Source organism: Streptomyces sp. NBC_00236 (genome assembly GCF_036195045.1).
Taxonomy (GTDB): Bacteria; Actinomycetota; Actinomycetes; order Streptomycetales; family Streptomycetaceae; genus Streptomyces.
On the sequence record NZ_CP108100.1, the window covers coordinates 710,637 to 732,912 of the forward strand.

Genomic DNA, 22,276 nt, shown 5'->3' on the forward strand with positions numbered 1-22,276 from the left:
TGTTCCCTCCGCCGAGAACGACGATCCCGGCCACGGCCACGATCGCCATCTCCTTGCGCGCACCGGCGGCCCACCGGGAATGCCCTTTGACCTGCGTTCCGTCCGCCCGCTGATACGGCCTGATCCACGGCACCCGTCATCCCCCTCGAAGTGATCCACGGCGACCGCTCATCGTCGCACCGGGCCCTGACGACGCATCGGGGAATCCAGACCGTCGGCTGGAAAAATGCAGATGAATCAAGCCGCGATCGAACATCAACTCGACCCGTGTCTAGTGGAGTTGAAGGCCAACTGTCAGTGGCCCCTCTTAGCGTGGATGGTTGCCGGGATCCGCCGGCCTCACCCCTCTCCCTCCGAGGAACCCTCAGCCATGACTCGCGTCCGCGCTCACCGTCGTGCCGACGGGACCTACGTCCGCGCCCACACCCGCCGCACCCGCCCCCGAACCGGCACGGCGACCGCTGCCCGCCGGAACACAGTCCGCAACATCCCGACAGCCCCGGCCGGGGCGACCGTCCGCGTACGGAGCTACCAGCGCGCGGACGGGACCTACGTTCGCAGCCACGGCCGAGTCCTGCCGCAGGGCACTGTCGCGGTCGCCGGCGCAGGACTCGGCGGACTGCTGATCCTCTTACTCGTCCTGGCCGCGCTCTCGACCGGAGGGGGCCAGGCCGCTCCTGGCAGGGGATCGGCCCCGAGTCCGATCTCCGTATCCCCTGCTGCCGACCCCGCGACCAACAGGTAACCCGAGACGAACAGGGAAGAAGGGCCCGGCCACTAGAACTTAAGCACCAGGCCGGGCCCTTCTTGCTGCCTTCGACCCGGAGGCAGTACGGCAGCGCCTTCTGCTCGACCAACTGCGGGGAGCGGCCCTCACGAGCCTCCTCGCCCCGGGCGACGCGCGCCGCTGAGTCATCGGCAGGGGCCGCACGGGCAAGCCGGCCCGGTGGCCCGCCTCCTGGTGGGGCTGGCGGCGTTGAGCCGGTTGTGGGACTTTCCGCGCCGGGACCGAGCTGCCGAAAAAGCGGCGCAGATCTGCGCGGTGATCGAACGGCACGAGACGCCACGTCCGAAAGTTGCGCACAGGGAATGCGGTCAGGTCGCATGACGCCGAAGAACCGAGACCGGGAAGCCGAACGTCGGGAATACGCCGCCGCAGAGCGCCCTCTGGCTGGGACACACCTGCGCTCGCTCGTCGGAAAGCTCACGGGGACAGAGCTGATCGCCGAGTGCGGGCTCCGGCGCGACGTCGTCTACGGCGATCACCAGGAGTTCGTGGACGAGTTCCGGGCACGGGCCAAGGCGCAGAACTTCACTCCGCAGGTCGTCCAGAACATGGCCGAGGACAATGCCGGGCTCCGAGAAGCCGTGGCGAAGACCAAGACGGACCTCGCCCACGGAGAGGGAACGAGTCCGTGCCCTGATACGAGCCGCTGCAGAGCTGTCGCTAGAACTGGAGCAGGCGCGCGAGACCCTCGCCGCATCCAGCAGGTCACACGGCTGCCTGGCCGGCCCAGATCCGACACCTGACGAGAGCCAGGGCGATCGCGGCGGTGGAGCTGCCGGGAACATAATGTCGGCGCACGCGTCGGGTCGGACGTCGAGCAGTAGCGGTCGTGGGTGCGTGAGCGGTACCAGGTCCGCTCCAGCGGCCAGGCTCTGGCCTAGGAGACGAGGCGTGTCGAGGCGGCGTCGAAGAACAATTCGGCTCAGTTGATCCACAGCCCGTCTCGCGATCCGAACGCGCCGATCCCGGAGGACGAGGAAAATATCGTCAGCGCACTTTGAGCTGAGCTGTCCACTCGCGTTGGCGAGGCCCACGCCTCTTCCGCTCCCTCGATCGAGGGGCCTGCGGCCGATCCGTCCCGGCTCGGCTCCTGTGGCTGCCTGCCCGTCATGGTGATGACACCCCGGTGCAGAGCCCGGGCTGCGCGGTGAAACTCTCGGATTGTCGTACCCGACAGGTTCAATGGAACCGCCGAGACGACCGACGGGAGCACCGCGCATGGAGTCAACCTTCTTCTCAAGTCCTGAGGAGTTCCGGGACTGGCTGGAGGAGCACCACGCGACTGCCTCCGAATGCCGGGTGGGCATGTGGAAGAAGGAAACGGGCAAGCCCACCCTGAGCTGGTCGGAGGCGGTCGACCAGGCCCTGTGCTACGGCTGGATCGACGGCCGGCAGAGCCCGATCGACGGCTTCTCCTGGACGATCCGATTCACCCCGCGCAGCCCTCGCAGCAACTGGAGCCAGGTCAACCTCCGCAAGATCGAGGAGCTGACTGCGCAGGGGCTCATGAGGCCGGCCGGCATCGCGGTGTTCGAAGCCCGTGACCGGGACCGCGAGGAGAAGCCGGTCTGGGAGTTCGAGGCGGCGCAGCTGGCTCGCTTCCAAGCGGAACCGCGGGCGTGGGAGTGGTTCAGCGGGCAGGCGCCGTCCTACCGCAAGTCGGCCATCCACCATGTGATCAGTGCCAAGCGGGACGAGACTCGGGAGCGACGGTTGGACCAGCTGATCGCCGACAGCCTGGAAGGGGTGCGGCTCAAGCCGTTCCGGCGACCCGGAACCTGAGGGCCCGCTGCACCAGGCCGAGCGCGATCGCGTAGCCCTCCGGCTCGGCCGTCCAGCGCAGGACCTGCCGCTCCGGGAACCCCTCGGGCCGGCCATAGCCGCCCATGGCCCACGGCCCGTGATCGACAGCGCCGCCTACCAGGTGCCAACCGCCGCCACAACCTGCATCGCCCGTCGCGACCTCGACCCCGGAAACGCGTCGAGTGCGTGGCAATACCGGCCCTGCACGAGACGGTCCACCCGCAGCGCGCCAGGCCGGCAGACCCGCCGACTCCTGACCAGGCGACTGCCGGAACGGACAAAACCCACCCTATTGAGCGGAACTGTTCTCGAAGCCCTGCCTTGTTCGTTTCAAGATGGGTGAAGATCTCCGCTGGTGCGCGGCCGGCCGTATCGTTCGACGAGGGCGTTGCCGATCGAGGCCAGTTGGTCTCGGACCTCCGGAGGACCGGTTACCTCGACCCATTCGACCAGCCCTGAGAGCTCGCCGGCGAGGATGTACTCGTTGGGGCCGCGGATCACGACCTCGATGCGGCCGTCGGTCGTGGAACCTCCCACGTCGAGCCGGTCGCCGAGCGCCATCCGGAGTATGCCTATCCCGTCGGGTGTGCATACCGCCTGGACCTTCAGCGGCGTTCGTTTGCGATCGACCTCTTTGGCAATCTCATTCCAACTCTCGGCAAGGTCGAAGTCCCCGGGTCGGTGCACAGGGTCGCCGGTCGGGTCGGCGGACGACACGCGGTCGATCCGGAAGACCCGTCGGCCGGTCTCGGTGTTGGAGACGAGGTACCACACAGGACCTTTGGCGACGATGCCCAGCGGATGGACGGTTCTCCGGGTTTCGGCACCTTTGCTGTCGACGTAGCCGAGCGATACCTGTGCGCCGCGGATCACCGCGTCCTGGAGTTCGTCGAGGAAGCGAGGCGGCCGGTGCTCGATCCGGCTCGCCCCCCATTGCTGCGGATCTACGACCAGCGACGCCGCGGCTGCCTCGGCCTGCATCTGGAAGGGCTTCGGTAGAGCGTGCACGAGCTTGCGCAGAGCCGCTTTCATCGTCGGCGTCGCATCCGAGGCCGGACCGACAGCCAGGAACAGGGCGCGTGCCTCGCTGGCGGTCAACCCGGACAGGTCGGTACGAGCACCGCCCACCAGGCGCCAGCCGCCGCCTCGGCCCTGTACGGAGTACACGGGCACCCCGGCCATGGCCAGGGCGTCGAGGTCACGGCGGGCGGTGCGCTCGGAGACGTCCAGCTCTCGGGAGACCTCCGCGGCTGTCACCTGCTCGCGCCGTTGGAGCAAGAGGAGTATGGACACCAGCCGATCAGATCGCATACGGACAAAACTCTCATAAAAACCGGTCATGGGGTGACCGGTTTGGGGAGCACGATGGCGCCATGGCCTCATCGAGGAGGTCGACCGCCGGCGAACGCCCCCAGAGAGGAAATGCAGTGTTCAATCAAGCAGATTTTCCCGAGCCCACCCTCATCCAGGTCAACGGTGTGGAGCTCGAAGTCTTCGAGGCGGGCCGAGAAAACAAGGGCAAGCCCATCGTGCTCTGCCACGGCTGGCCGGAGCACGCCTTCTCCTGGCGTCACCTGATGCCCGTTCTCGCAGCGGCTGGCTACCACGTCATCGCACCGAACCAGCGGGGTTACGGAAACTCATCCCGCCCGACCGAGGTGACGGACTACGACATCGAACACCTGACGGGTGACCTCGTCGCACTCCTGGACCACTTTGGCTACGAGGACGCCACCTTCGTCGGCCATGACTGGGGTGCGTTCGTCGTCTGGGGACTGACCCTGTTGCACCCCGACCGGGTGAACAAGCTGATCAACCTGAGCCTGCCTTACCAGGAGCGCGGAGAAACGCCGTGGATCGAGGTCATGGAAACGTTCCTCGGCGGTGACTTCTACTTCGTCCACTTCAACCGCCAGCCGGGCGTCGCGGACGCCGCATTTGATGCCCACACCTCCCAGTTCCTCCGCAACCTCTACCGGAAGAACGTGCCCCCCGCACACCCTGAGCCGGGCATGGCATTTATCAACCTCGCCAAGGCGGAAACACCACTCGGTGAGCCCATCATGAGCGACAGTGATCTGGCCGTCTACGCCTCCGCGTTCGAGACGTCTGGATTCACGGGCGGCATCAACTGGTACAGGAACCTCGACCGCAACTGGCACCAGCTGGCGGACGCGGACCCAATCATCAAGCAGCCCGCCCTCATGATCTACGGCGACCAGGACTTCGCAATCCCGAGATTCGAAAGACTGGCAGAGTTCGTGCCCAACGTGGAAGTGGTCGGCCTGGACTGCGGTCACTGGATCCAGGAGGAAATGCCAGAAGAAACCAACCAGGTGATTTCGGAATGGCTGGAACGGCAGGGCTAAGGGCTGTGATCCGGTTCGTATCACCTGAAGGACGAGTTCTCGCATCACACCGATGACAGCCGGACGTGGGGGCGGGCCAAGTCGCGCGGCGGCCACGTAGGGCGCCGCACAACGGCTCTCTCCGGGCTACCTGGGATGTCGGGGGCGCTCGGTCCCCGCGCTGATGTGCGTGACGCTCATGCCAGAGGCGATCCGGCGACCGGATCGAGCAACAGGTCCTCGACGGTGATGATGTCGTTGACGTCGAAGCCCTGCATGTCTGCCGCCAGCTCGCGGCTCGGCAGGTATGCGGCGGCGAACGCGGCGGGATCGGTCTCCTCCCCGAACGACAGGAGGGCGATCAAGCGGTGGGCGCCGGCCTGGTGATCGGTCCAGAAGCCGTGCACGGTGACGCCGAACGAGGGCATGCTGCTGAGATGCCTCGGCCAGTGCACGGTGGCGTACTGCTGGAGCGCTTCTGCCGTACGCAGGGTGTAGATCTTCATCTGATACATGAGCGGATTCCGTTCGGGTGTGGGGCGCCGGCCGGGCCCAGGTGGTTTCGGCCGCCGGGGCAGGCGTGCGGTTGACCGGTGCACCCGTCCGGGGACGGAGCAGCAGCCGCGCGGCGAACAGGGCCGAGGCGGCCGGCGGTGGCCGCCTCGGCGGAGCTTCTGTCGCCTGCTCGGTGCCGTGCGGTGGATCTACACCTCTGCGGCGGCCGTCCTGGCGGCCTCGATCGCCGACGCGAAGTCGGGCGTGGCCCCGATCTGTGCGAGCAGGATGTTCGCCGAGTTGTAGCAGTTGAACGTTTCGATCTTCCCGTCACGGAGGTACCAGAGGTCCGCCGTCGGCACGTCGATGCGGTTTCCGGTGGGGAGGATCTCGCCGACCGGAGTCGGGAACGCGCCAAGGTGCGTTCCCTGGATCCGCAGTTCGACGGCGACGACGTCGCCGAGCACGTGCATCGCCAGCAGTTCCCGGTGGATGTCGGGGAAGACGCCGGCCAACCCCGCCAGTGCCTGGGGGATCTGGTCTCCCTGGAGTGTCATCGAGTTCGGTATGTCGTTGAAGGTTCCGTCTTCGGTGAACAGGGCGCGGAAGCCCTGTCCGTCGAGGGCGTTCCCCTCCGCCAGCCGGTATGCCTCGCGGACAACCTCTTCGTTGCGTGTCACTTCTGTTCTCCTCGGTGCTTGGTGTCGCTGCGGGGGACGAGCCCCTGCGGCACACCCGGTGGGTGCTGAGATCCGGCCGGGTCGTCGGATCCCGGGACGGAGGGGCGGGCCGGGACGGTGCCCGCATCGGGGTGCGTACGGCGCTGCCCGTTCGACGACCCGACCTTTGATGATGGGCGTCATCGAAACTCCTGTTATGATGAGGCGCATCATCGAAAAGGTCAACTCGGGGACTACGGCGGAAGGACTGCAATGCCGCGGATCACCAAGGAGGACAAGGCCCGTAACCGGCAGAACATCGTCGAAGCGGCGGGCCGAATGTTCCGCTCGCAGGGCATCGACGCCGTCGGCATCGCCGAGCTGATGAAGGAAGCCGGACTCACCCACGGCGGCTTCTACAACCACTTCGCCTCCAAGAGCGCCCTGGTCGTCGAGGTGTGCAGGACCTCCTTCGCCGCCTCGCTCGAGAGCCTGGCCGGCATGATCGAGGAAGGTCAGGACCAGGGGGGCCCTCCGCTGAAGCGCGTCGTGGCCGGGTACCTGTCCACAGCGCACCGTGACGCCGCGAACGGCGTCTGTCCCTCGGCCTCCCTGGTCACCGACGCCGGACGGCAGAACGAAGAGGTCCAGGGCGCGTATGCCGAAGGCGTCGAGGGCTATCTGACCGGCTTCACCGCCGAGTTCCTGCGCGAGGCCGAGGAGAAGGGCCATCAGCTCGACCCGGCCGAGGCCCGACAGAAGGCCATCTGCCTGCTCAGCGAAATGGTCGGCGCGCTGGTGATCGCCCGCGCCGTACGCCACATCGAGCCCGGGCTCTCCGACGACATCCTGCACGCCAGCCGCAGTCACGCCCTCGACTGACGCGACTCGCGCCCCCTCTTGAGGCTTCGGGCCCGGGGTACGCGAACACGCTGTTCATCGCCACGGTCGTGGCCGAACTGGATGCGGCCGCCGAGGCCGATCCGCCCGTGCGGCTGGTGACTGAGTGACGCGGAGTGGGAGTTCATCGGGCCGTACCTGCCGGCTGGTGAGTACGGCCCGTACCCCGAGCGGCTGCGACGGCAGTTCGAGGGCGCGATGGGGCGGTTTCGGACGGGCGGTCAGTGGCGGGAAGTCCGGGCGAGTTCGGAGCCTGGTCGGTGGACTCCACGACCGTTCGGGGAACCACGGTGCTGCCGGGAAACAGCTCGGCCCCGACACCTTCGCCGACCCGGAAGAGGCCGCCCTGCTCGGACGGTCCAGGGGCGGCCGGACTGCAAGTTCCACGTCGCCGATGAACGCAGGTGCCGCCGGCCGGCCTCCGTCCTGACCAAGGGTCAGGCCGCCGACAGCCCGCGGCTCATCCCCGTCATTCGAAAGGGCCGGTCCGTGGGCCTGTGGACTACCCCTCGATCACGACCAAATACGCCCCCTGGCTCGGGGCTCCACGAGCAGGTGAAGAGTTCTTCCAGGGCACCCGCCGGGTGCCGGAGAAGGAGGTTGATCCCGTGCATGACCTGGTGGTTGTCGCTGTCCATGGGCTTGTGGCCGGCTTCCTGGGGACCTTGTCGCGGCTGCCGTGATCGGGTTCTTCGGGGCCGTTGCGCGGGTGTGGCACCGACGCGCGTCCACGTCGAAGTGACCTGCGGTGCGCGGCCGGTACCTGACCGGCAGCGCACCGCGTCCCTGCCGAAGCCCGCGACCAGCAGGCCGCCCGGACGCAGTGCCGCGGACAGGCGCTCAACCACCGCGCTCTCGGGGCCCGGGGCGAGCAACGGGAAGATATTGCCCGCGGCGACGACGAGGTCGAAGTCACCCGCGATGCCCAGCGGGTCCGGTTCGAACTCGGCCAGATCAATCCGGAACCAGGGCAGTCCGGGCGCCTGCCTCCGCGCCACGGCCAGCATCGACGCGTCAAGATCCACCCCGACGCAGTCGTACCCGAGTTCCGCGAGCCGGATCATGACGCGTCCGGTTCCGCACCCGGCGTCCAGCACGCGCGCCCCGACGGGCACGAGAGCCGCGCAGAACCGCGCATAACCGCGCCTCACCGTGCACGTTCTTGCCGCTACGGGCCAGGGCCTCGAATCGTGCGGCGTAGTCCTCCCCGGACGCTTTCCCGGCCATATCCGACCAACGGCTCATGGGGCCAACTACAAGTGCCCGCCCGACTGCGCGAAGAAGGAGCCGGAGTCACAGCCCTGAAGGAGCAGCGGGGGCCCGACGCCAGAATTCAGGGAATCCGCCCTTCGCGTGAGCATGGACTCCCACGTCCGAGTGCTTGGACTTTTCGATGCGGGCGCTCCGGCACCCAATGTCCCCACCTGCGTCTTCTGCCGTTGATCCATGGCCGGGCGGCAGCGGCATCGATCGAGAGGTCTACACCTCTTGACCGTGCGAGGGTGCGCCGCAACCCTGTGGGCACCGCTCCTGGCACGTTCTCGAAGGCTGCCTCCCTTTATCGGCGAAGGCAGTTGACGCCCCTTTTCACGCCCATCCCCGGAGAGATCTGTGAATCAACGAAAACCGGCGCGCAGAACCATTCTGGGCAGCTTTCTGCTCATGCCCATTCTGTCCCTCACCGGCACCTCCCCCGCCGCCGCGGAGGTCAACACGGCACCTCCCGGCGTGGTACCCGCGCTGCAGCAGTGGACCGGTGGCACGGGCAACCTCACCCTGACCTCGTCGAGCCGCATCGTCGTCCCCCGTGGTGCGTCGGCGGCCCTGAAGTCGCTGGCGGCCCAGGTTGCCGCCGAAGCCGCCGAACTGACCTCGTTGCGGCTGACCACGGCCACAGGAACCCCTCGCGCGGGCGACATCCTCCTGCGTATCGATACCGCCGCCGACTTCGGCTCCGCGAAGACCGAACTGCGCCCCGAGGCGTACCGCCTCACCGTGACCGGCCGCTCCGCCGAGATCGTCGGCGGTGGCCAGAAGGGCGCCTACTACGGCACGCGCACGCTCCTGCAGTCGGTCCTCGGGTCCGCCGGCCGCGACAGCATCCCGGTCGGTACCGCCGTGGACTATCCCAACTACGCCGTACGCGGTTTCATGCTCGATGTCGGGCGACGGTACTTCACGCCCGAGTTCATCAAGTCCTATCTGCACTGGATGGGCTGGCTGAAGCTCAACACCTTCCAGCTGCACCTCAACGACAACGAGATCCAGGCACCGGACGGTGACTGGTCGCAGGCCGTCTCCGCATTCCGGCTCAAGAGCGGAAATCCCGCCTTCGCGGGACTTGCCGCCGACCAGGGGTACACCCGGCAGGACTGGGATTCCTTCGAGGACACCGCCGCCGCCCATGGCGTCACCATCATCCCCGAGATCGATGCCCCCGCCCATGCACGAGCTTTCGTCAGGTTCAAGCCCGAGATCGGGCTCGACGGTGGCAATTCCGACCACCTGGACCTGAGCAACCCGGCCGCCACCGAGTTCATGAAGAGTGTCTACGCCGAGTTCGCGCCGTGGTTCCGCGGCCCGACGGTGCACATCGGCATCGACGAGTACCCGGCGTCGCTGGTCTCGCAGTACAAGACGTACGTCAACGCCATCGCCCCGTACGTGCGTTCACTGGGCAAGAAGGTCAATGCCTGGGGAAGTTTCGGCGCGATGTCGGGCAGCGGCGCCGGCTACGACAAGAACATGGTGATCAACAGCTGGAACAACGGGTGGTACTCGCCCAAGGCGGCCGTCGCGGACGGCTACAAGGTCATCAACTCCAACGACGGCCTGCTCTACGTGGTCCCGTTCGCGGACTACTACCACGGCCAGGGACTGGACGGGCAGTACGTCTTCAACAGCTGGGAACCACACGTCTTCGGCGGAACCAATGATCTCACCTCCCAGGATCCGATGCTCCTCGGTGCCATGCCGGCCGTGTGGAACGACCTTGTCCGCGCCACGTACACCGAACTCCAGGTCCACGGCCTGGTCGAGAAGAGCTTCGCCGCACTCGCCCAGAAGATGTGGTCCGGCACCCGCGCAGGCACCAGCTACGCCGCGTTCCTGAACCGGGTGGGCACCGTCGGCCAGGGTCCGGGAACCACGTACCTTCCCGACACGCTCCCCAAGCCCGAGCCGACGCCCGGAGACCTCGCCTTCAACCGGACGGCGACGGCCTCCTCCTCGGAGACGGCGAGCCTGGTGCCCTCGAACGCGGTGGACGGCACCCCCAGCACCCGCTGGGCGAGCCAGTACACCGACGATCAGTGGCTGAGCGTCGACCTCGGCAGCCGTCAGCCGTTCTCGAAGGTCAACCTCGCCTGGGAGTCGGCCCACGGCAAGGACTACGACATCCAGGTCTCCGACGACGGTACGACGTGGCGGACCGTGGCCCAGCGCCGTGGCCTGGCCGGGGCCGGTACCGACACGCTCACGTTCCCCGCCGCCACGGCCCGCCATGTCCGCATGCAGGGCATCACCCGCGCCACCGGCTACGGCTACTCCCTCTACTCCTTCGAGGTCCTGGCCTGAGTCGCACGGCTCGGCCGGCTACCGGCCCGGGTGCGCGGGGTGGCGGCCGGGCAGGCTAGTTTGCTCGGATGAGTCTCCTTGATGATGTGGCCGAGCGCGACGGCTGGCGATGCTGGGTGTGTGACGAAGCGGTCGACCCCGACGAGTCGGTGAACGACCCGCGGGGGCCCAGTGTCGACAGCCGGACCGCCGACCGGAAGGCCAAGGTCGCCGAGCGGCTCGCGCACCGCGGATGCAACACCCGCAAGGGCGCGGTCAAGGTGGTCATCGCCTGGCCGGACCGCCTGTACGTGGTCGAACCCGCCCCGCTGATCACCGTCGCCGGAAGGCTGGAGCGCAAGGGGGGCCGCGAGATGGTGGGCCGTTGTCCGACCAGGCAGGACGCCCAGGAGGCGGCGGACTGGCTGGTGGACCGGTTCTCCCGACTGGTACCGGGACTGCCCGTGACGGCCGACATCGAGCGGGGCGGCGGCCAGTTCCTCGTCACCCTGACCGCCGGCCGCCGCTGATCCACGGGGCGGCCTGCCCACCCCGCGCTGGAGGCGTGCGGCCCAGGGACTCTTCCCGGTGTCAGGAACGGGCCATGAGGACGGCGAGAGCAGCGCGGGTGGCGACGTCGGTCTTGCGGAACACCCGGGAGAGGTGGGTCTCGACGGTACGCGGACTGAGGTAGAGCCTGGTGGCGATCGCCTGGTTGGTAAGGCCCTCGGCCACCAGTTCGGCGACCTCCCGTTCCCGTACCGTCAGGGAGGCCAGCCGGGGCGGGGTGGTGAAGGACGTGCGGGGTTCGGACGGCCGGGTCATCTCCGCCAGGCCGACCAGCAGGCCCGCGCCTCCTCCGGTGGCCAGCCGGTGGCCCCGCTCCCACATGGCCGCCCCGCGCGCTCCGAACCCCGCAGCCGTCATCACCGGGGCCGCGAGCAGCAGCGACCGCGCCTCCCAGAACGCCGCACCGGACCGGGCGCACAGCGCCGCTGCCCCGGAGAGCAGCGTCGCCGCCCCGGCGGGGTCGCCGCCGTGCAGTGCGAGCTGTGCCGCGCTCCGCATCGCGGAGGCGCGCTGCACAGGCAGGCCGAGCTGCTCCGCTTCGTTGCGGGCCCGCTCGGCCCATGCGGACGCCGAGTCGACGTCCCCGGTGGAGAGGGCCGCCGTGACGAGGAGTTCCGACAGAAGGGGACGCATCGAGGGTTGCAGGCCGCCCAGGTCGTCGCCGCCGGCCCGGAGCAGGGCGTCCCGGGCACGGTGCGGATCGCCGCCGGTGAGCGCGGCGTAGCCGAGCATGCACCACGCCATGGAGGCCCGCCAGTTGTCGCTCGGCCCCATGGTCGCAACGGCCTCCTCGGCGGCCGCCAGTGCCTCCGGGTCACCGGGGGCGGACGCCGCGACGCGCGCCTGGGCCTTGTTGGCCAGGACGAAGGCAAGAAGCTCGCTGCTCCCGATGCCGCGTGCGATGTCCTCGGCCTCGTCGGCGAGTTCGCAGGCCGACGGCAGCCGGCAGGTCTGGATGCGTACGTGTGCCTTGCACAGCAGCAGGAGCGGCAGGAGGTAGACCTGCCCGCTGCGCCGGGCGATCCGGAGGCCCCGGTCGGCGTGGCGCTCGGCGTCGGCGAAGCGGCCGAGGAACGCCTCCGCCCAGCCCAGTCTGCCCAGCGGTTCACACAGCGCCGTGAGGTCGTCGTCGGGCAGACCGTCGAGCAGACCGGCAGCCTGCACGGCATACTCGCTCGCCGCGGCCACACCGCCCTCGTATGCCTCGCCGAACGCCGCGACCGCCAGCGCCCCCGCCTCGCCGAGTTCGTTGCCGAGGGAGCGTGCATCCGCGAGGGTCCGTGCGACCTCGCCCCTCATCTGCGGATAGGAGACGTTGTGCGGCGCGGACGAACTCAGTTCGAGACCTATCGACACCCGGTCGGACGGCGAGAGCTCCGGCTGCCTGCTCAGCTCGCGGCGCAGGAGTGCGATCGCCTCGGGATATCTCCCGAGGTGCCGCTCCGTCAGGGCGCACAGCACGACCGCCGACGTTCTGACGCCGGCCTCGTCGGGACCGGCCGTACTGATCACCTTGTGCAAGAGGTCGCGGCTCTCCCGCAGCCCACCGGCGACTCCGAGTGCGCGTGCGCGCCGCAGCATCAGATCGCGCCGCTCGGGGCCGCGTTCGACGGTGTCGGGCAGCAGCCGGAGTGCGGCCCGCAGCCAGTGTGCGCAGCTCGTCGGAGCCGTCGACGCGGTCTGCTCGGCTGCCTGCCTCAGTACGGCGTACGCCTGCGGGTCCCACGTGGTCACCGACCGTTCGATGTGCCGGGCCTGCTCGACGGCCGGTGCGCCGGTGCGGGACAGTTCGACGGCGGCGGCCCGATGGATCTCGACGCGCCGTCGGGCGGCGGTGGACTCGTGGACCAGGCTCCGGATCACCGGGTGGCGCAGCATCATTCGGCCGCCCTGCCCCGGCCGTACGAGGTCGCGTCGCGCCAGGCCGTCCAGATCGTCGTCGAGCTCGGCATCCGTACGTCCGGTCGCCCTGCGGATCACCGGGGGCAAGGCGTGATCGCCGAGCACGGCGATCGCCTCCAGGGTCCGGTGCTGCGGCGGGGTCAGCGGGGCCAGTTCGTTCAGCAGGAGCGCCCCGAGTCCGGTGGGCAGTTCGCCGAGGCTGTTCGCGGTGGAGGCCGGGGAGGAGGACGTACGGCGACGTGCGGCGCCCTCGCGGTGCGCGTGCAGGAGGGAGAGGAAGTAGAGGGGATTGCCCTCTCCTTCGGCGTAGAGCCGCGCGGCCCGGTCGCGCGGCAGATCAGGGGCGAGCCCCGCGATGCATTCCTCTTCCGCGAGCGGCGCCAGTCCGATCCGGAGCACCGTGCCGGTGTCGGCTTCGCGGGTGAGCGCCGCGGTGAGTGCGGTCGGAGTCTGCCGGTCACGGCGGGCGATGACGAGGACGACCGGCCCCGGTACCGGATGCCGGACGAGATGGTCCAGGAGCTCCAGTGACGCCGGGTCCGCCCAGTGCACGTCGTCCAGCGCCACCACCAGGCCGCCGGGCCGGCCGAGCTGCGCCAACAGCCTTGCCACCGACCGGTGGAGACCGAAGCGGTCGGCGGCGGGCCGCACCGGTCCGCAGGACGGCTCGGCGCCACGGCCGCCGCGGATGCGGGAGACCACGTCCAGCAGGCCGGCTGCGTGCGGCGGGCGGTCGGCCAGATCGGCGAACGCGTCGGCGAACGGATGGAAGGGGAGGTGCCGCTCGTACTCGGCCGCCCGGCCGCGCAGCACGGTCACCCCGCGTCGCCGTGCTCGCAGGCAGAGCTCCGCCATCAACCGGCTCTTGCCGATCCCCGCCGCACCGGTGATGTCGACGAAGGGCGGGGTCCCATGACCCAGTCGGTCGATCACCGTGTCGAGCAGCCCCAGTTCGGCCGTGCGGCCGACGAGGGGACTCCCGCTTCCGTGATGCCTGGCAGCATCTTCCGATGCTCCCCCGTGTGTGATCTCTCCACCGAACTCCACGGCATTGTTTACCACGTTGAGCGCAAGGCTGTTCGGGAGTCGTGCACACGCCGCGGCCAGCCCCTCCGCCGAAGACGCGGGCCCCGCGTCACCCCGCCTCCTCACCGAACAGGGCCGGCGATCGGGACGAGGACGCCCACCGGAGCGCCCGGGGATGACGCCGGCCCACCCTCCGCTGCCACGTCCCTGCCGCCGGCGCCACTACGTAGCGAAGTACGTGGTTCCACCGACGCCACCGGCAGCGGCCTCCTGCGAGCATCGGCCTTCGTGCCGCGGCGCAGCCGCGCGCCCGTCGCTGTCGGCATACGGATGATTCGCCCATCGAACAAGAGGTGCTCTCGTGTCACACCGCGTCCCCGTTTCCCACATACTCGGAGTGGTCCTGGCACTGTCCCTCGCCGGCTGCGGATCCACGGCGGACGAGGACCCGGACGCCCCGGGCCCGACGTCCGCGGGCAGTGCTCCGAAGGGGGGCGTGTCCGACGAGGGCGCGTCCGGGGACTGCCCCGACAAGCACACGGCGACCGTGGAGGACGACGAGTTCGGGGGGACGGCGGTCATCGATCTGTGTGCGCGTCCCGAAGTGCACCGCACGGCCGTCAGCGCCGCCTGGGTCAGCGTCTACAGCGACCCCAGTCAGAGCCCGCCCCTCAACATCATGCCGGTCTCCTGCACGGGCGAGTCCGAGGAGAGCTGCAAGGTGATCAAGGTCGATGATCGCGAACTGTGCAATCAGGCAAAGCCCGATTGCCACCCGCAGCGCGGCGAAGAGGTACCCGTGCTCTGCTCCGCCGTGGACCAGCTCAACTCCAACAGGGTGTACTACGGCGTACTCCTCGAGAGCAAGCGCCTGCTGGCCATGGGTACGGATCACGACCGCACCTACACCAAGGTCTTCACCGACAAGGGAGACATCCCCGTGGGCTATGTGGATGCCCGGCACATGGAGAAGGTGCGGGGCGAACTGCCGGCCTGCGACGGCACTCTGCTCCACGGCTCGGGAGCGCGCACGCTCGGGCAGATACAGGGCCTTCCCCTCGACTGACTCCCCGCTCCCCCACCCGCCACGACAGAGAGCCTCCGCCTTCCACGGCACCGTCACCGTCGCGGCGGCCCGCACACGGACCCGGCCGCGACCCGACGGTTGGAGCTCTCATGGATGCATGACGATCTTTCCCACATGCCCCCTGCGGGACAGTTCCTCCTGCGCCCGAGCTGCCCGGTCCAGCGGGAAGGCCGCGGCGATCACGGGCTGGATCTCCGCCCGCCGAGCCAGGTCCATGAGGAGGTCGAAGTGTGCCGGCGTATGCATCGCGGAACCGATGACCTGGGCGTTGTGCAGGTAGAGCCGGCGCACGTCAAAGGTCACGCCGTATCCACCGAGTGCGCCGGCGATGACCCACCGGCCCCCTTCGCGCAGCAGCGGAAGCCCTTCGCTCACCAGCTCACCGGCCACGACGTCGAGTGCGACGTCGATTCCCTCCGGGGCGACGGCGCGGATCTGCTCGGCGACGTCTCCTGCGCGGTCGACGACTTCGTGCGCGCCCGCCTCCCGCACCGCGTCGATCTTCGGCCCGCTGCTGATGGCGATCACCCTGGCGCCGCGCGCGCTGGCGATCTGCACCAGCGCGAGGCCGACGCCGCCGGACGCTCCCGAGACCAGGGCGGTCTCTCCCTGCCGCAGCCGGCCTCGCTCGATCATGCCCAGCGCCGTGCCGTAGGCGGTCGGCAGTGCCGCGAGCTGGTCGTCCGTGAGCGGGGACTCCGTCACGTCGTGCGCGCGCTCCACCGGCGCTGTCACGTACTCGGCGTATCCGCCGTCGCGCTCGCTCCCCATCAGGCCCACCGGGTTGGCGTGCGGCCCCTCGGTGTCGTAGATCGCGGGGTCGACGACCACGCGGCGTCCGACGAGGCCTTCCGCGACTCCGGCCCCGACCGCCACCACCCGGCCGGCCACGTCGGCACCCTGGACGCGAGGGAAGTCGATCGGGCCCCGCCAGCCCGACAGCGCCTTCGGGTCGTCCGGGCGCCCGTAGGCGCCCTCCCGGGTCCACAGATCGGTGTTGTTCAGCGCTACCGCGGCCACCTGGACCAGCACCTCCCCCGCCTGGGGCGCGGGGACGGCGACCCTCACCGGCTCAAGGACCTCCGGCCCTCCGTGCCTGGTGATACGCACCGCTCGCATGGACTCGGACGCACTCATCGCTGAACCTCCCGACGCGTATACTGATCTGTGAACCTCTTCCACCGTACACCGATCAGTGAAGGAATCCGTCGTGCAGGAAGCGCGGCCTTTGACGCCGGCCGGCCGGCGCATCGTGGCGACCGCCGACGAGTTGTTCTACAACCGCGGAATCACGGCGGTCGGCGTGGACCTGATCGCCGAGCACTCGGGCGTGACCAAGAGGACGCTGTACAACCAGTTCGGTTCGAAGGACCACCTCGTGGCGACCTACCTCACGGAACGCGACCAGCGCTGGCGATCGCTCGTCCGTGCCGCCGTCGACGCCGTCGACACGCCCGTCGAGGCCGTCACCGCCCCCTTCGAGGCACTGCGGACCTGGAGCGGGACCAACACCCGCGGATGCGCCTTCATCAACGCACTGGCCGAACTCCCGGACCCCTCACACCCTGCCCACCGCATCGCCGCGACGCAGAAGCTCTGGCTGCTGAACCTGTTCCAGGAACTCGCCGCCACGGCGGGATGCGCACACCCGACCACTCTCGCCACCCAGCTCCTCGTGCTGCACGAGGGCGCCCTCGCCACGCAGCCCCTCTCACTCGGGACCCTGCCGGAGAGCACCGCGCTGGCTCGGTCCCTGGTTCGGTCCAGCACATCGCCCCGCCCATAGCCCGCCCTTCCGACGAGCCGCCGCTCACCAGAGCCGGGCACGTGCGACGCAGTCCGGCGCGCACCCCGTCCCGCTTCCTTCTGTTTGGTACCTTTCACTGGACACGAAAATCGATCGGATGTTCGTTTTTGGGATCTCCGACACGTCCGTTGTCGGCAGTAGACGCCCACGTTCTCCGACGTGCGGCGCGCCACTCAATCGGACCGGGTGAAGCTCATGGCAGGAACCGACCAGGAGAAGGCGCTGGACACCGCGCTCGCACAGATCGAGCGGAAGTTCGGCAAGGGCGCGGTGATGCGCCTGGGCGAGCGGCCGAACGAGCCCATCGAGGTGATTCCCACCGGGTCGACGGCGCTGGACGTGGCGCTCGGCGTCGGCGGTCTGCCGCGCGGCCGTGTGGTGGAGGTGTACGGGCCGGAGTCTTCCGGCAAGACGACGCTGACACTGCACGCCGTGGCGAACGCACAGAAGGCCGGCGGCCAGGTGGCGTTCATCGACGCCGAGCACGCGCTCGACCCGGAGTACGCCAAGAAGCTCGGCGTCGACACCGACAACCTCATCCTGTCCCAGCCGGACAACGGTGAGCAGGCCCTCGAGATCCTCGACATCCTGATCCGCTCGGGTGCGCTCGACCTGATCGTCATCGACTCCGTCGCGGCCCTCGTGCCACGCGCCGAGATCGAGGGCTCGATGGGCGACTCGCACATGGGTCTGCAGGCGCGTCTGATGAGCCAGGCGCTCCGCAAGATCACCAGCGCGCTCAGTCAGACGCGGACAACAGCGATCTTCATCAACCAGCTGCGCGAGAAGATCGGTGTGATGTTCGGCTCGCCGGAGACCACCACCGGTGGCCGGGCGCTGAAGTTCTACGCCTCGGTGCGCCTGGACATCCGGCGCATCGAGACGCTGAAGGACGGCACCGACGCGGTCGGTAACCGTACCCGCGTCAAGGTCGTCAAGAACAAGGTCGCGCCGCCGTTCAAGCAGGCCGAGTTCGACATCCTCTACGGCCAGGGCATCAGCCGCGAGGGCGGCCTGATCGACATGGGCGTGGAGCACGGCTTCGTCCGCAAGGCCGGCGCCTGGTACACGTACGAGGGCGACCAGCTCGGCCAGGGCAAGGAGAACGCCCGCAACTTCCTCAAGGACAACCCCGACCTCGCCAACGAGATCGAGAAGAAGATCCTCGAGAAACTCGGAATCGGAGTGCCGACGAAGGCCGCGGTCGCCGAGAACACGGGCGCCGTCCCTGTCCCGGAGGCCGTCCGGGCCGTAGCGGGAAACGCCGCCTGACGAGCGCGGGAGCAGCCCGGCTTCACAACGCGGCGTAGCGGTCCCCGAACCACACCGCGCCGTCCGGGGCGTCGTACAGCCCGGCGTCACGATCGGCTCGCAGCCGTTCACGGCCGGCCCGGTTCTCCGCCACGCGCTCGGCGATGCCGTTACCCGGGTCGTACGCCGTCTCGTAGATCACGCCGTCACCCAACTCTCGGAGGAAGAACGGCCAAGGTTTCCAGGAAGCTGCCGAGGCACGGGACGCCCTCTCCGCCGCCCGCATTCAGTTGCCCGCGATGGACATCCGCAACTCATGGCCGGAGTCGGAGTGGGCGGGCCGACGGTGAGGACGGGCCCCCGGCACGCAGCCCGGCGAGTTCGTCGGCGTGGCGCACTACCGCGGGCGGGCACTGCAGGCGGGTGCGGGTCGCTCACTGTGGTCACGCCGGGGCTCACTTGGCTGTGATGGCGGTCAGGTCGGCGAGAATCTCAGAGGCGATGACGGGGTCGATCTCGCCGAGGCGGTGCGGGTACGTGTGGTTGCGCCAGTAGTCACCGGGGGCGATGTCGATCCATATGGTCTCGAGGGTCTGGTCGGGAAACGCGTCGACCATGCCGACGGCGATGCCGTCGTCGAGGGCGATGACGAGGTGCCGGTCGCGGACGATCGGGCGGGAGAACCAGCGTTCCACGCCGTTGTCCTCGGGCGTGCCGCGCTCCCAGCCGCGTTTGGTGAGACCGAGGAGTTTGCCGACGGGGACCGTGACGCCCTCGAAGCGGGTCAGCCGGTGGCCGGTCGCCTCCGCGTCGGTGAAGGCGTGCACGGGGCGCCCGAGCTGCGGGAAGGGCTGAAGGATCTCGTGGTCGGCGAAGAGGTCGGTCCAGGCCTCGAGTTCGCCGCCCAGGTGGAGAGGGTGGGCGAGGCGCACGGTGGCGTCGACGGGAAGGGTCCATGCGTCGTCGTGGACGTCTGCGAGGGTAAGGTCCTCGGCGACACGGAATCCGGTCACCATGCCGTCGGCATCGCCGAGCCAGACCAGGCGACGCACCAAGTGACGCAGAAGGGGGTGTTCGACGAGCAGTTCGCGGAACTCGACGGCGGTCCAGGAGCGGCCGGTGACCATGGCGGCCTCCAGGCGGCGCAGTTGGTCGGAGGCAATGGTGCGGACCTCCTTCTTGAGGGCGGCGAACCGCTTGCGCTCGGCGGGGGCGAGTTCCGGGTCGTCCTTGACTCCCGGGGCCGGCAGGGCCTTGCGGAGCTTGCCGGTCTCGTCGCGGACACGGAGGCGGAGCTCTTCGTCGAAGGTGACGGTGAAGCGGCGTGGGCCGTAGTCGATGACGGTGCTGCCGTCGTCGGCGAGGCCGAGGTCGGGCACCAGTCGGTCGGCGAGCCGGTCGGTGGCGAGGCCGAGTCCTTCGGCGACCTCGTCGATCCTCTCCCGGGCTCGCTTCTTGAGAGCCTTGAACGGCACACACTGGGCGATGCCGTGCAGATGGCGCAGGGCGGTGTCGGTGCCGATCGCAGCGAGGACGGTCAGGCCCTCGACGGCCCTGTGGTGGGCGTTCTCACCGGGCCAGGCACGCACGAGAGGGGTGAGACGGCGGACGGTCCCGTCGTCGCCGAGGAAGCCGAGGGCGTGGAGAGCCCAGACGTCCTTGGCCGGCATACCGTGGAACCGCCACGTCTCGAAGAGGGCCCAGGCGAACTCGGCGAGGGAGCCCGCGTCGCAGTGCTCGGTGACGGTGGCGAGGCCGGGGTAGACGTCACCGGGTTTGGAGATCTGCAGCATGGCCGTCACGTGGCGGACGGCGTCGGCAGGCAGGGCGCCGCGCCCGCCGGTGAGCCGGATCTGCGGGAACAGGGAGGGGTCGGCCCATGCGCAGGGGGACGGCATCCTCGCCGGGAGGGCGGCCTCCAACGGATCGCCGGCGAGGAGGTCGGCGACGATCTCCTCGGCCTCGGCTCCGCAGCAGGCGGCGATCTCCCGCACGGCCTCGGCGCCCACCTCTGCGGCGAGTTGCCGCAGAGCGTGTTCGGCATGGGTGCGGGGCATGCCCGCCGGCCCCACGGCGTCGGGAACGAGGAGGGCGGCCGCGGCCCGGCCGTGGCGTCGGATCCAGGCGAGAACCATGGGCCTCAGCGCCTTGCGGCGCACCAGCCACTCGGCCATCTGCCGGGCCACCTCGACGCTGCGGTAGGGCAGCAGCAGGCCGCCGGCGGTGGCCGGGTAGCGGGCGGCGAGGCGACTCAGCATCGGCAGGGCGTGCAGGCCGTGGCGGGCAGCGACGGGCCTGAGGTAGCTCTCTGTGTCCCAGACGTGCTCGGGGGCGAAGGCGTCGAGCAGTGGGCGTACGACGTCCTCGGGGCCGGTGACGAAGAGGCGGGCGGCGCGGATGTCGCCCCGCCACGTCCCCCGCTGCATCTGCTGGATCTCTCGGGACCAGTCGTGCTCACGCCACCAGGGGGTTTCGGCGACGACGGCGGTCGCCCAGGCCTGCTGCTCCCCGGGCTTCCAGGCCATCTCGGCCTGCGGCGCCCCCTGGACGTCGCGGGCCACGCGGGCCTTGCGGCTGGTGCGCTTCCGGATCCACGGCGGGGTGACCAGCAGGGCGGGGAGCACCTCCGCAGGCGCTTCCGCGTCCCGTTCGCCTCGCTTCAGCAGCGGGGCGACGAAGGCTGCGGACGCCTCGGGAAGGCTGGGCAACGACTTCTTCGTGAGCTCCGGGTGGGTCACCACGTGCAGGGGCAGCAGCATCCGGGAGAGGGACGCCTGTTCGCTGTCGCCCACCGCGGCGGCGGAGAGCAGACGCAGGGCCCTCCGAGGGTAACGGTTCATGGCGTCGAGCAGGGCGGGGCGGACGTTACGGTCATCGCCCTTCTCCAGCAACAGGCGGAAAGCGTCGTCGTTGGGCAGTTCGGCAGCCCAGCCCGCGACGTCCCGGTGTCCGCTGGATCCATAGGCTCCGTCGAACGCGTCTTCCAACAGGGACCCGACGTCGGGGCCGAGCCGGTTCGCGAGGATGGCGAGCAGTTGGAGGTTCCAGCCGTTCCAGCCGAGCCGTGCTCCTTCGCCGATACGGGCGATCTGCTCCGGCCGGTACAGGGACAGAAGGAGCATGCGCCGCAGGACGGAGTCGTTCGGTATCGGGCCGTCGCAGCACTCATCGACCCAGGCATGCTCCTCGGGCACCAGGTAGGAGACCACGATGCGGCGCTCGGCGCTGTCCCGGAGGCCGGCGAGGGCCTCGACGGCCCGCCGTCTGGTCTCCTCGTCGACCGCCGCGAGCAGGTCCCGGACACGGGCGGCGGTCTCCCGCACGTAGTAGGTCTGATAATCGGTCGTTCTTCGCAGCGCCGGGTCGTACCGCCGGGAACCTGCCTGCATGTAATGGGGGTTGACGCATCCGAGCTCCACGACGGCACGGGCGGCGAACGGCAGGCCGTGTTCGGTCACGCAGGCGTCGACCAGCGCGTCCACCATCGTGTAGTGCCAGCCAACGGCGATCTCCACCGCGGCCCCTAGAGGAGAGGCGCTGCCCTCCCGATGGGCGCGCCCCTCCTTCACCAGCTCCGGGTCGCTGCCGGGGGAGGAGAACATCTCCTCGAACCAAGCCGCCTCCTGCGCGTAGCGGCGAGCGGCCTGCTTCACCGCGTCCTCGGCCGGCTTCTCGGCGGCCCGGAGCACGGGCAGAGCTCGCAGCCAGGCCGCGGGCATCTCGAACCGGTCCTCGTCGGAGAATTCCTGGTGCATGGCGATGTTCCTCCCCGTCACCCGTTGCACGGGGACCTCATGAGCAGTTGCCGATCACGTTAGACCTCGGCACTGACAGCGGTCGGGCCCGTGCACGCCCGGGTGGCGGCACGTCCTCATCCCAAGATCCCCTGCCCCGCACGATCAACTTCCTTTGCTGCTCGCGCTTTCGACCTTCGTCAGGTGCACAGGGCGCTGTCTTCCCGCAGGTCGCCTCCTGCGGCTGTACGAGGCAGGGTCCACGGGCCGCCGATGCGTCTTCATCGGCAACGATGAAGCCGCCGGCCAGGGGAGGGGGCAGGGGCGGGAGTGATCCTCAGTCGGGAAGTCG

17 protein-coding genes and 1 pseudogene are annotated in these 22,276 nt (G+C 69.4%); 9 read left to right on the plus strand and 9 right to left on the minus strand.

Annotated elements, in window-relative coordinates; translation table 11 throughout:
- Positions 1-1,104: 1,104 nt before the first annotated feature.
- Both OG446_RS03030 and OG446_RS03035 read left to right on the plus strand, forming a co-directional pair.
- Positions 1,105-1,530 (plus strand): hypothetical protein, encoded by a 426-nt coding sequence (locus OG446_RS03030; protein WP_328892551.1) that lies wholly within the window; start codon positions 1,105-1,107, stop codon positions 1,528-1,530.
- Between the two features lie 475 nt (positions 1,531-2,005).
- A complete protein-coding gene (locus tag OG446_RS03035; RefSeq protein ID WP_328892552.1) occupies positions 2,006-2,569 on the plus strand; it encodes a YdeI/OmpD-associated family protein in 564 nt (187 codons plus the stop codon).
- On the opposite strand, the gene OG446_RS03040 is transcribed toward OG446_RS03035, so the two are convergent.
- Both OG446_RS03040 and OG446_RS03045 read right to left on the minus strand, forming a co-directional pair.
- The gene (locus tag OG446_RS03040; RefSeq protein ID WP_328892553.1) at positions 2,541-2,675 is read right to left on the minus strand and encodes a hypothetical protein; all 135 of its coding nucleotides are present in this window, start codon (positions 2,673-2,675) and stop codon (positions 2,541-2,543) included. The two genes, OG446_RS03035 and OG446_RS03040, sit on opposite strands and share 29 nt — an antisense overlap.
- A 245-nt stretch (positions 2,676-2,920) precedes the next feature.
- Positions 2,921-3,901 (minus strand): helix-turn-helix transcriptional regulator, encoded by a 981-nt coding sequence (locus tag OG446_RS03045; RefSeq protein WP_328898181.1) that lies wholly within the window; start codon positions 3,899-3,901, stop codon positions 2,921-2,923.
- Positions 3,902-4,017: 116 nt separating this feature from the next.
- Here OG446_RS03045 and OG446_RS03050 point away from each other — a divergent pair, with 116 nt between their 5' ends.
- Positions 4,018-4,959: an alpha/beta fold hydrolase gene (locus OG446_RS03050; RefSeq protein WP_328892554.1), complete on the plus strand. Its 942-nt coding sequence runs from the start codon at positions 4,018-4,020 to the stop codon at positions 4,957-4,959.
- A 176-nt stretch (positions 4,960-5,135) separates the two neighbouring features.
- On the opposite strand, the gene OG446_RS03055 is transcribed toward OG446_RS03050, so the two are convergent.
- Together OG446_RS03055 and OG446_RS03060 are read right to left on the minus strand one after the other, a co-directional pair.
- On the minus strand, positions 5,136-5,453 hold the full coding sequence (locus OG446_RS03055) for a hypothetical protein (RefSeq protein WP_328892555.1): 318 nt from the start codon (positions 5,451-5,453) through the stop codon (positions 5,136-5,138).
- A gap of 189 nt (positions 5,454-5,642) precedes the next feature.
- Entirely contained in the window at positions 5,643-6,113 is a 471-nt protein-coding gene (locus OG446_RS03060; RefSeq protein ID WP_328892556.1) for an ester cyclase, read from the minus strand.
- A 252-nt stretch (positions 6,114-6,365) separates the two neighbouring features.
- On the opposite strand from OG446_RS03060, the gene OG446_RS03065 reads away from it, so the two are divergent.
- Positions 6,366-6,974: a TetR/AcrR family transcriptional regulator gene (locus OG446_RS03065; RefSeq protein WP_328892557.1), complete on the plus strand. Its 609-nt coding sequence runs from the start codon at positions 6,366-6,368 to the stop codon at positions 6,972-6,974.
- 800 nt (positions 6,975-7,774) lie between these two features.
- On the opposite strand, the pseudogene OG446_RS03075 reads toward OG446_RS03065, so the two are convergent.
- A pseudogene (locus OG446_RS03075) lies at positions 7,775-8,237 on the minus strand (class I SAM-dependent methyltransferase); the annotation flags it as partial.
- A gap of 417 nt (positions 8,238-8,654) precedes the next feature.
- Between OG446_RS03075 and OG446_RS03080 the strand changes: the two are divergent.
- Together OG446_RS03080 and OG446_RS03085 are read left to right on the plus strand one after the other, a co-directional pair.
- Complete coding sequence (locus OG446_RS03080; protein ID WP_328892558.1) at positions 8,655-10,568, plus strand: family 20 glycosylhydrolase; 1,914 nt, start codon at positions 8,655-8,657, stop codon at positions 10,566-10,568.
- A 68-nt stretch (positions 10,569-10,636) separates the two neighbouring features.
- A complete protein-coding gene (locus OG446_RS03085; protein ID WP_328892559.1) occupies positions 10,637-11,077 on the plus strand; it encodes a hypothetical protein in 441 nt (146 codons plus the stop codon).
- 61 nt (positions 11,078-11,138) lie between these two features.
- Here OG446_RS03085 and OG446_RS03090 read toward each other — a convergent pair whose 3' ends face one another.
- Positions 11,139-14,048 carry an ATP-binding protein gene (locus tag OG446_RS03090; RefSeq protein ID WP_328898182.1) on the minus strand — a complete coding sequence of 970 codons (2,910 nt, stop codon included), beginning with the start codon at positions 14,046-14,048 and terminating at the stop codon, positions 11,139-11,141.
- A gap of 358 nt (positions 14,049-14,406) precedes the next feature.
- Here OG446_RS03090 and OG446_RS03095 point away from each other — a divergent pair, with 358 nt between their 5' ends.
- Positions 14,407-15,111, plus strand: coding sequence for a hypothetical protein (locus OG446_RS03095; protein ID WP_328892560.1), 705 nt, complete (start codon positions 14,407-14,409; stop codon positions 15,109-15,111).
- A gap of 108 nt (positions 15,112-15,219) precedes the next feature.
- On the opposite strand, the gene OG446_RS03100 is transcribed toward OG446_RS03095, so the two are convergent.
- The gene (locus tag OG446_RS03100) at positions 15,220-16,269 is read right to left on the minus strand and encodes a zinc-binding dehydrogenase (protein WP_328892561.1); all 1,050 of its coding nucleotides are present in this window, start codon (positions 16,267-16,269) and stop codon (positions 15,220-15,222) included.
- A gap of 73 nt (positions 16,270-16,342) precedes the next feature.
- On the opposite strand from OG446_RS03100, the gene OG446_RS03105 reads away from it, so the two are divergent.
- Together OG446_RS03105 and recA are read left to right on the plus strand one after the other, a co-directional pair.
- A complete protein-coding gene (locus tag OG446_RS03105; protein ID WP_328892562.1) occupies positions 16,343-16,918 on the plus strand; it encodes a TetR/AcrR family transcriptional regulator in 576 nt (191 codons plus the stop codon).
- 216 nt (positions 16,919-17,134) lie between these two features.
- The gene (gene recA / locus OG446_RS03110; RefSeq protein ID WP_328892563.1) at positions 17,135-18,211 is read left to right on the plus strand and encodes a recombinase RecA; all 1,077 of its coding nucleotides are present in this window, start codon (positions 17,135-17,137) and stop codon (positions 18,209-18,211) included.
- 22 nt (positions 18,212-18,233) lie between these two features.
- On the opposite strand, the gene OG446_RS03115 is transcribed toward recA, so the two are convergent.
- Together OG446_RS03115 and OG446_RS03120 are read right to left on the minus strand one after the other, a co-directional pair.
- A complete protein-coding gene (locus OG446_RS03115; RefSeq protein ID WP_328892564.1) occupies positions 18,234-18,392 on the minus strand; it encodes a hypothetical protein in 159 nt (52 codons plus the stop codon).
- Positions 18,393-18,645: 253 nt separating this feature from the next.
- On the minus strand, positions 18,646-21,945 hold the full coding sequence (locus tag OG446_RS03120; protein ID WP_328892565.1) for a DUF4132 domain-containing protein: 3,300 nt from the start codon (positions 21,943-21,945) through the stop codon (positions 18,646-18,648).
- Positions 21,946-22,276 lie beyond the last annotated feature (331 nt).

Coding starts and splice junctions, on each gene's coding strand:
- OG446_RS03065 (WP_328892557.1), top strand. CDS start 6,366: ATGCCGCGGATCACCAAGGAGGACAAGGCCCGTAACCGGCAGAACATC.
- OG446_RS03045 (WP_328898181.1), bottom strand. CDS start 3,901: ATGCGATCTGATCGGCTGGTGTCCATACTCCTCTTGCTCCAACGGCGC.
- OG446_RS03035 (WP_328892552.1), top strand. CDS start 2,006: ATGGAGTCAACCTTCTTCTCAAGTCCTGAGGAGTTCCGGGACTGGCTG.
- OG446_RS03120 (WP_328892565.1), bottom strand. CDS start 21,945: ATGCACCAGGAATTCTCCGACGAGGACCGGTTCGAGATGCCCGCGGCC.
- OG446_RS03055 (WP_328892555.1), bottom strand. CDS start 5,453: ATGTATCAGATGAAGATCTACACCCTGCGTACGGCAGAAGCGCTCCAG.
- OG446_RS03080 (WP_328892558.1), top strand. CDS start 8,655: ATGCCCATTCTGTCCCTCACCGGCACCTCCCCCGCCGCCGCGGAGGTC.
- recA (WP_328892563.1), top strand. CDS start 17,135: ATGGCAGGAACCGACCAGGAGAAGGCGCTGGACACCGCGCTCGCACAG.
- OG446_RS03030 (WP_328892551.1), top strand. CDS start 1,105: ATGACGCCGAAGAACCGAGACCGGGAAGCCGAACGTCGGGAATACGCC.
- OG446_RS03085 (WP_328892559.1), top strand. CDS start 10,637: ATGAGTCTCCTTGATGATGTGGCCGAGCGCGACGGCTGGCGATGCTGG.
- OG446_RS03040 (WP_328892553.1), bottom strand. CDS start 2,675: ATGGGCGGCTATGGCCGGCCCGAGGGGTTCCCGGAGCGGCAGGTCCTG.
- OG446_RS03100 (WP_328892561.1), bottom strand. CDS start 16,269: ATGAGTGCGTCCGAGTCCATGCGAGCGGTGCGTATCACCAGGCACGGA.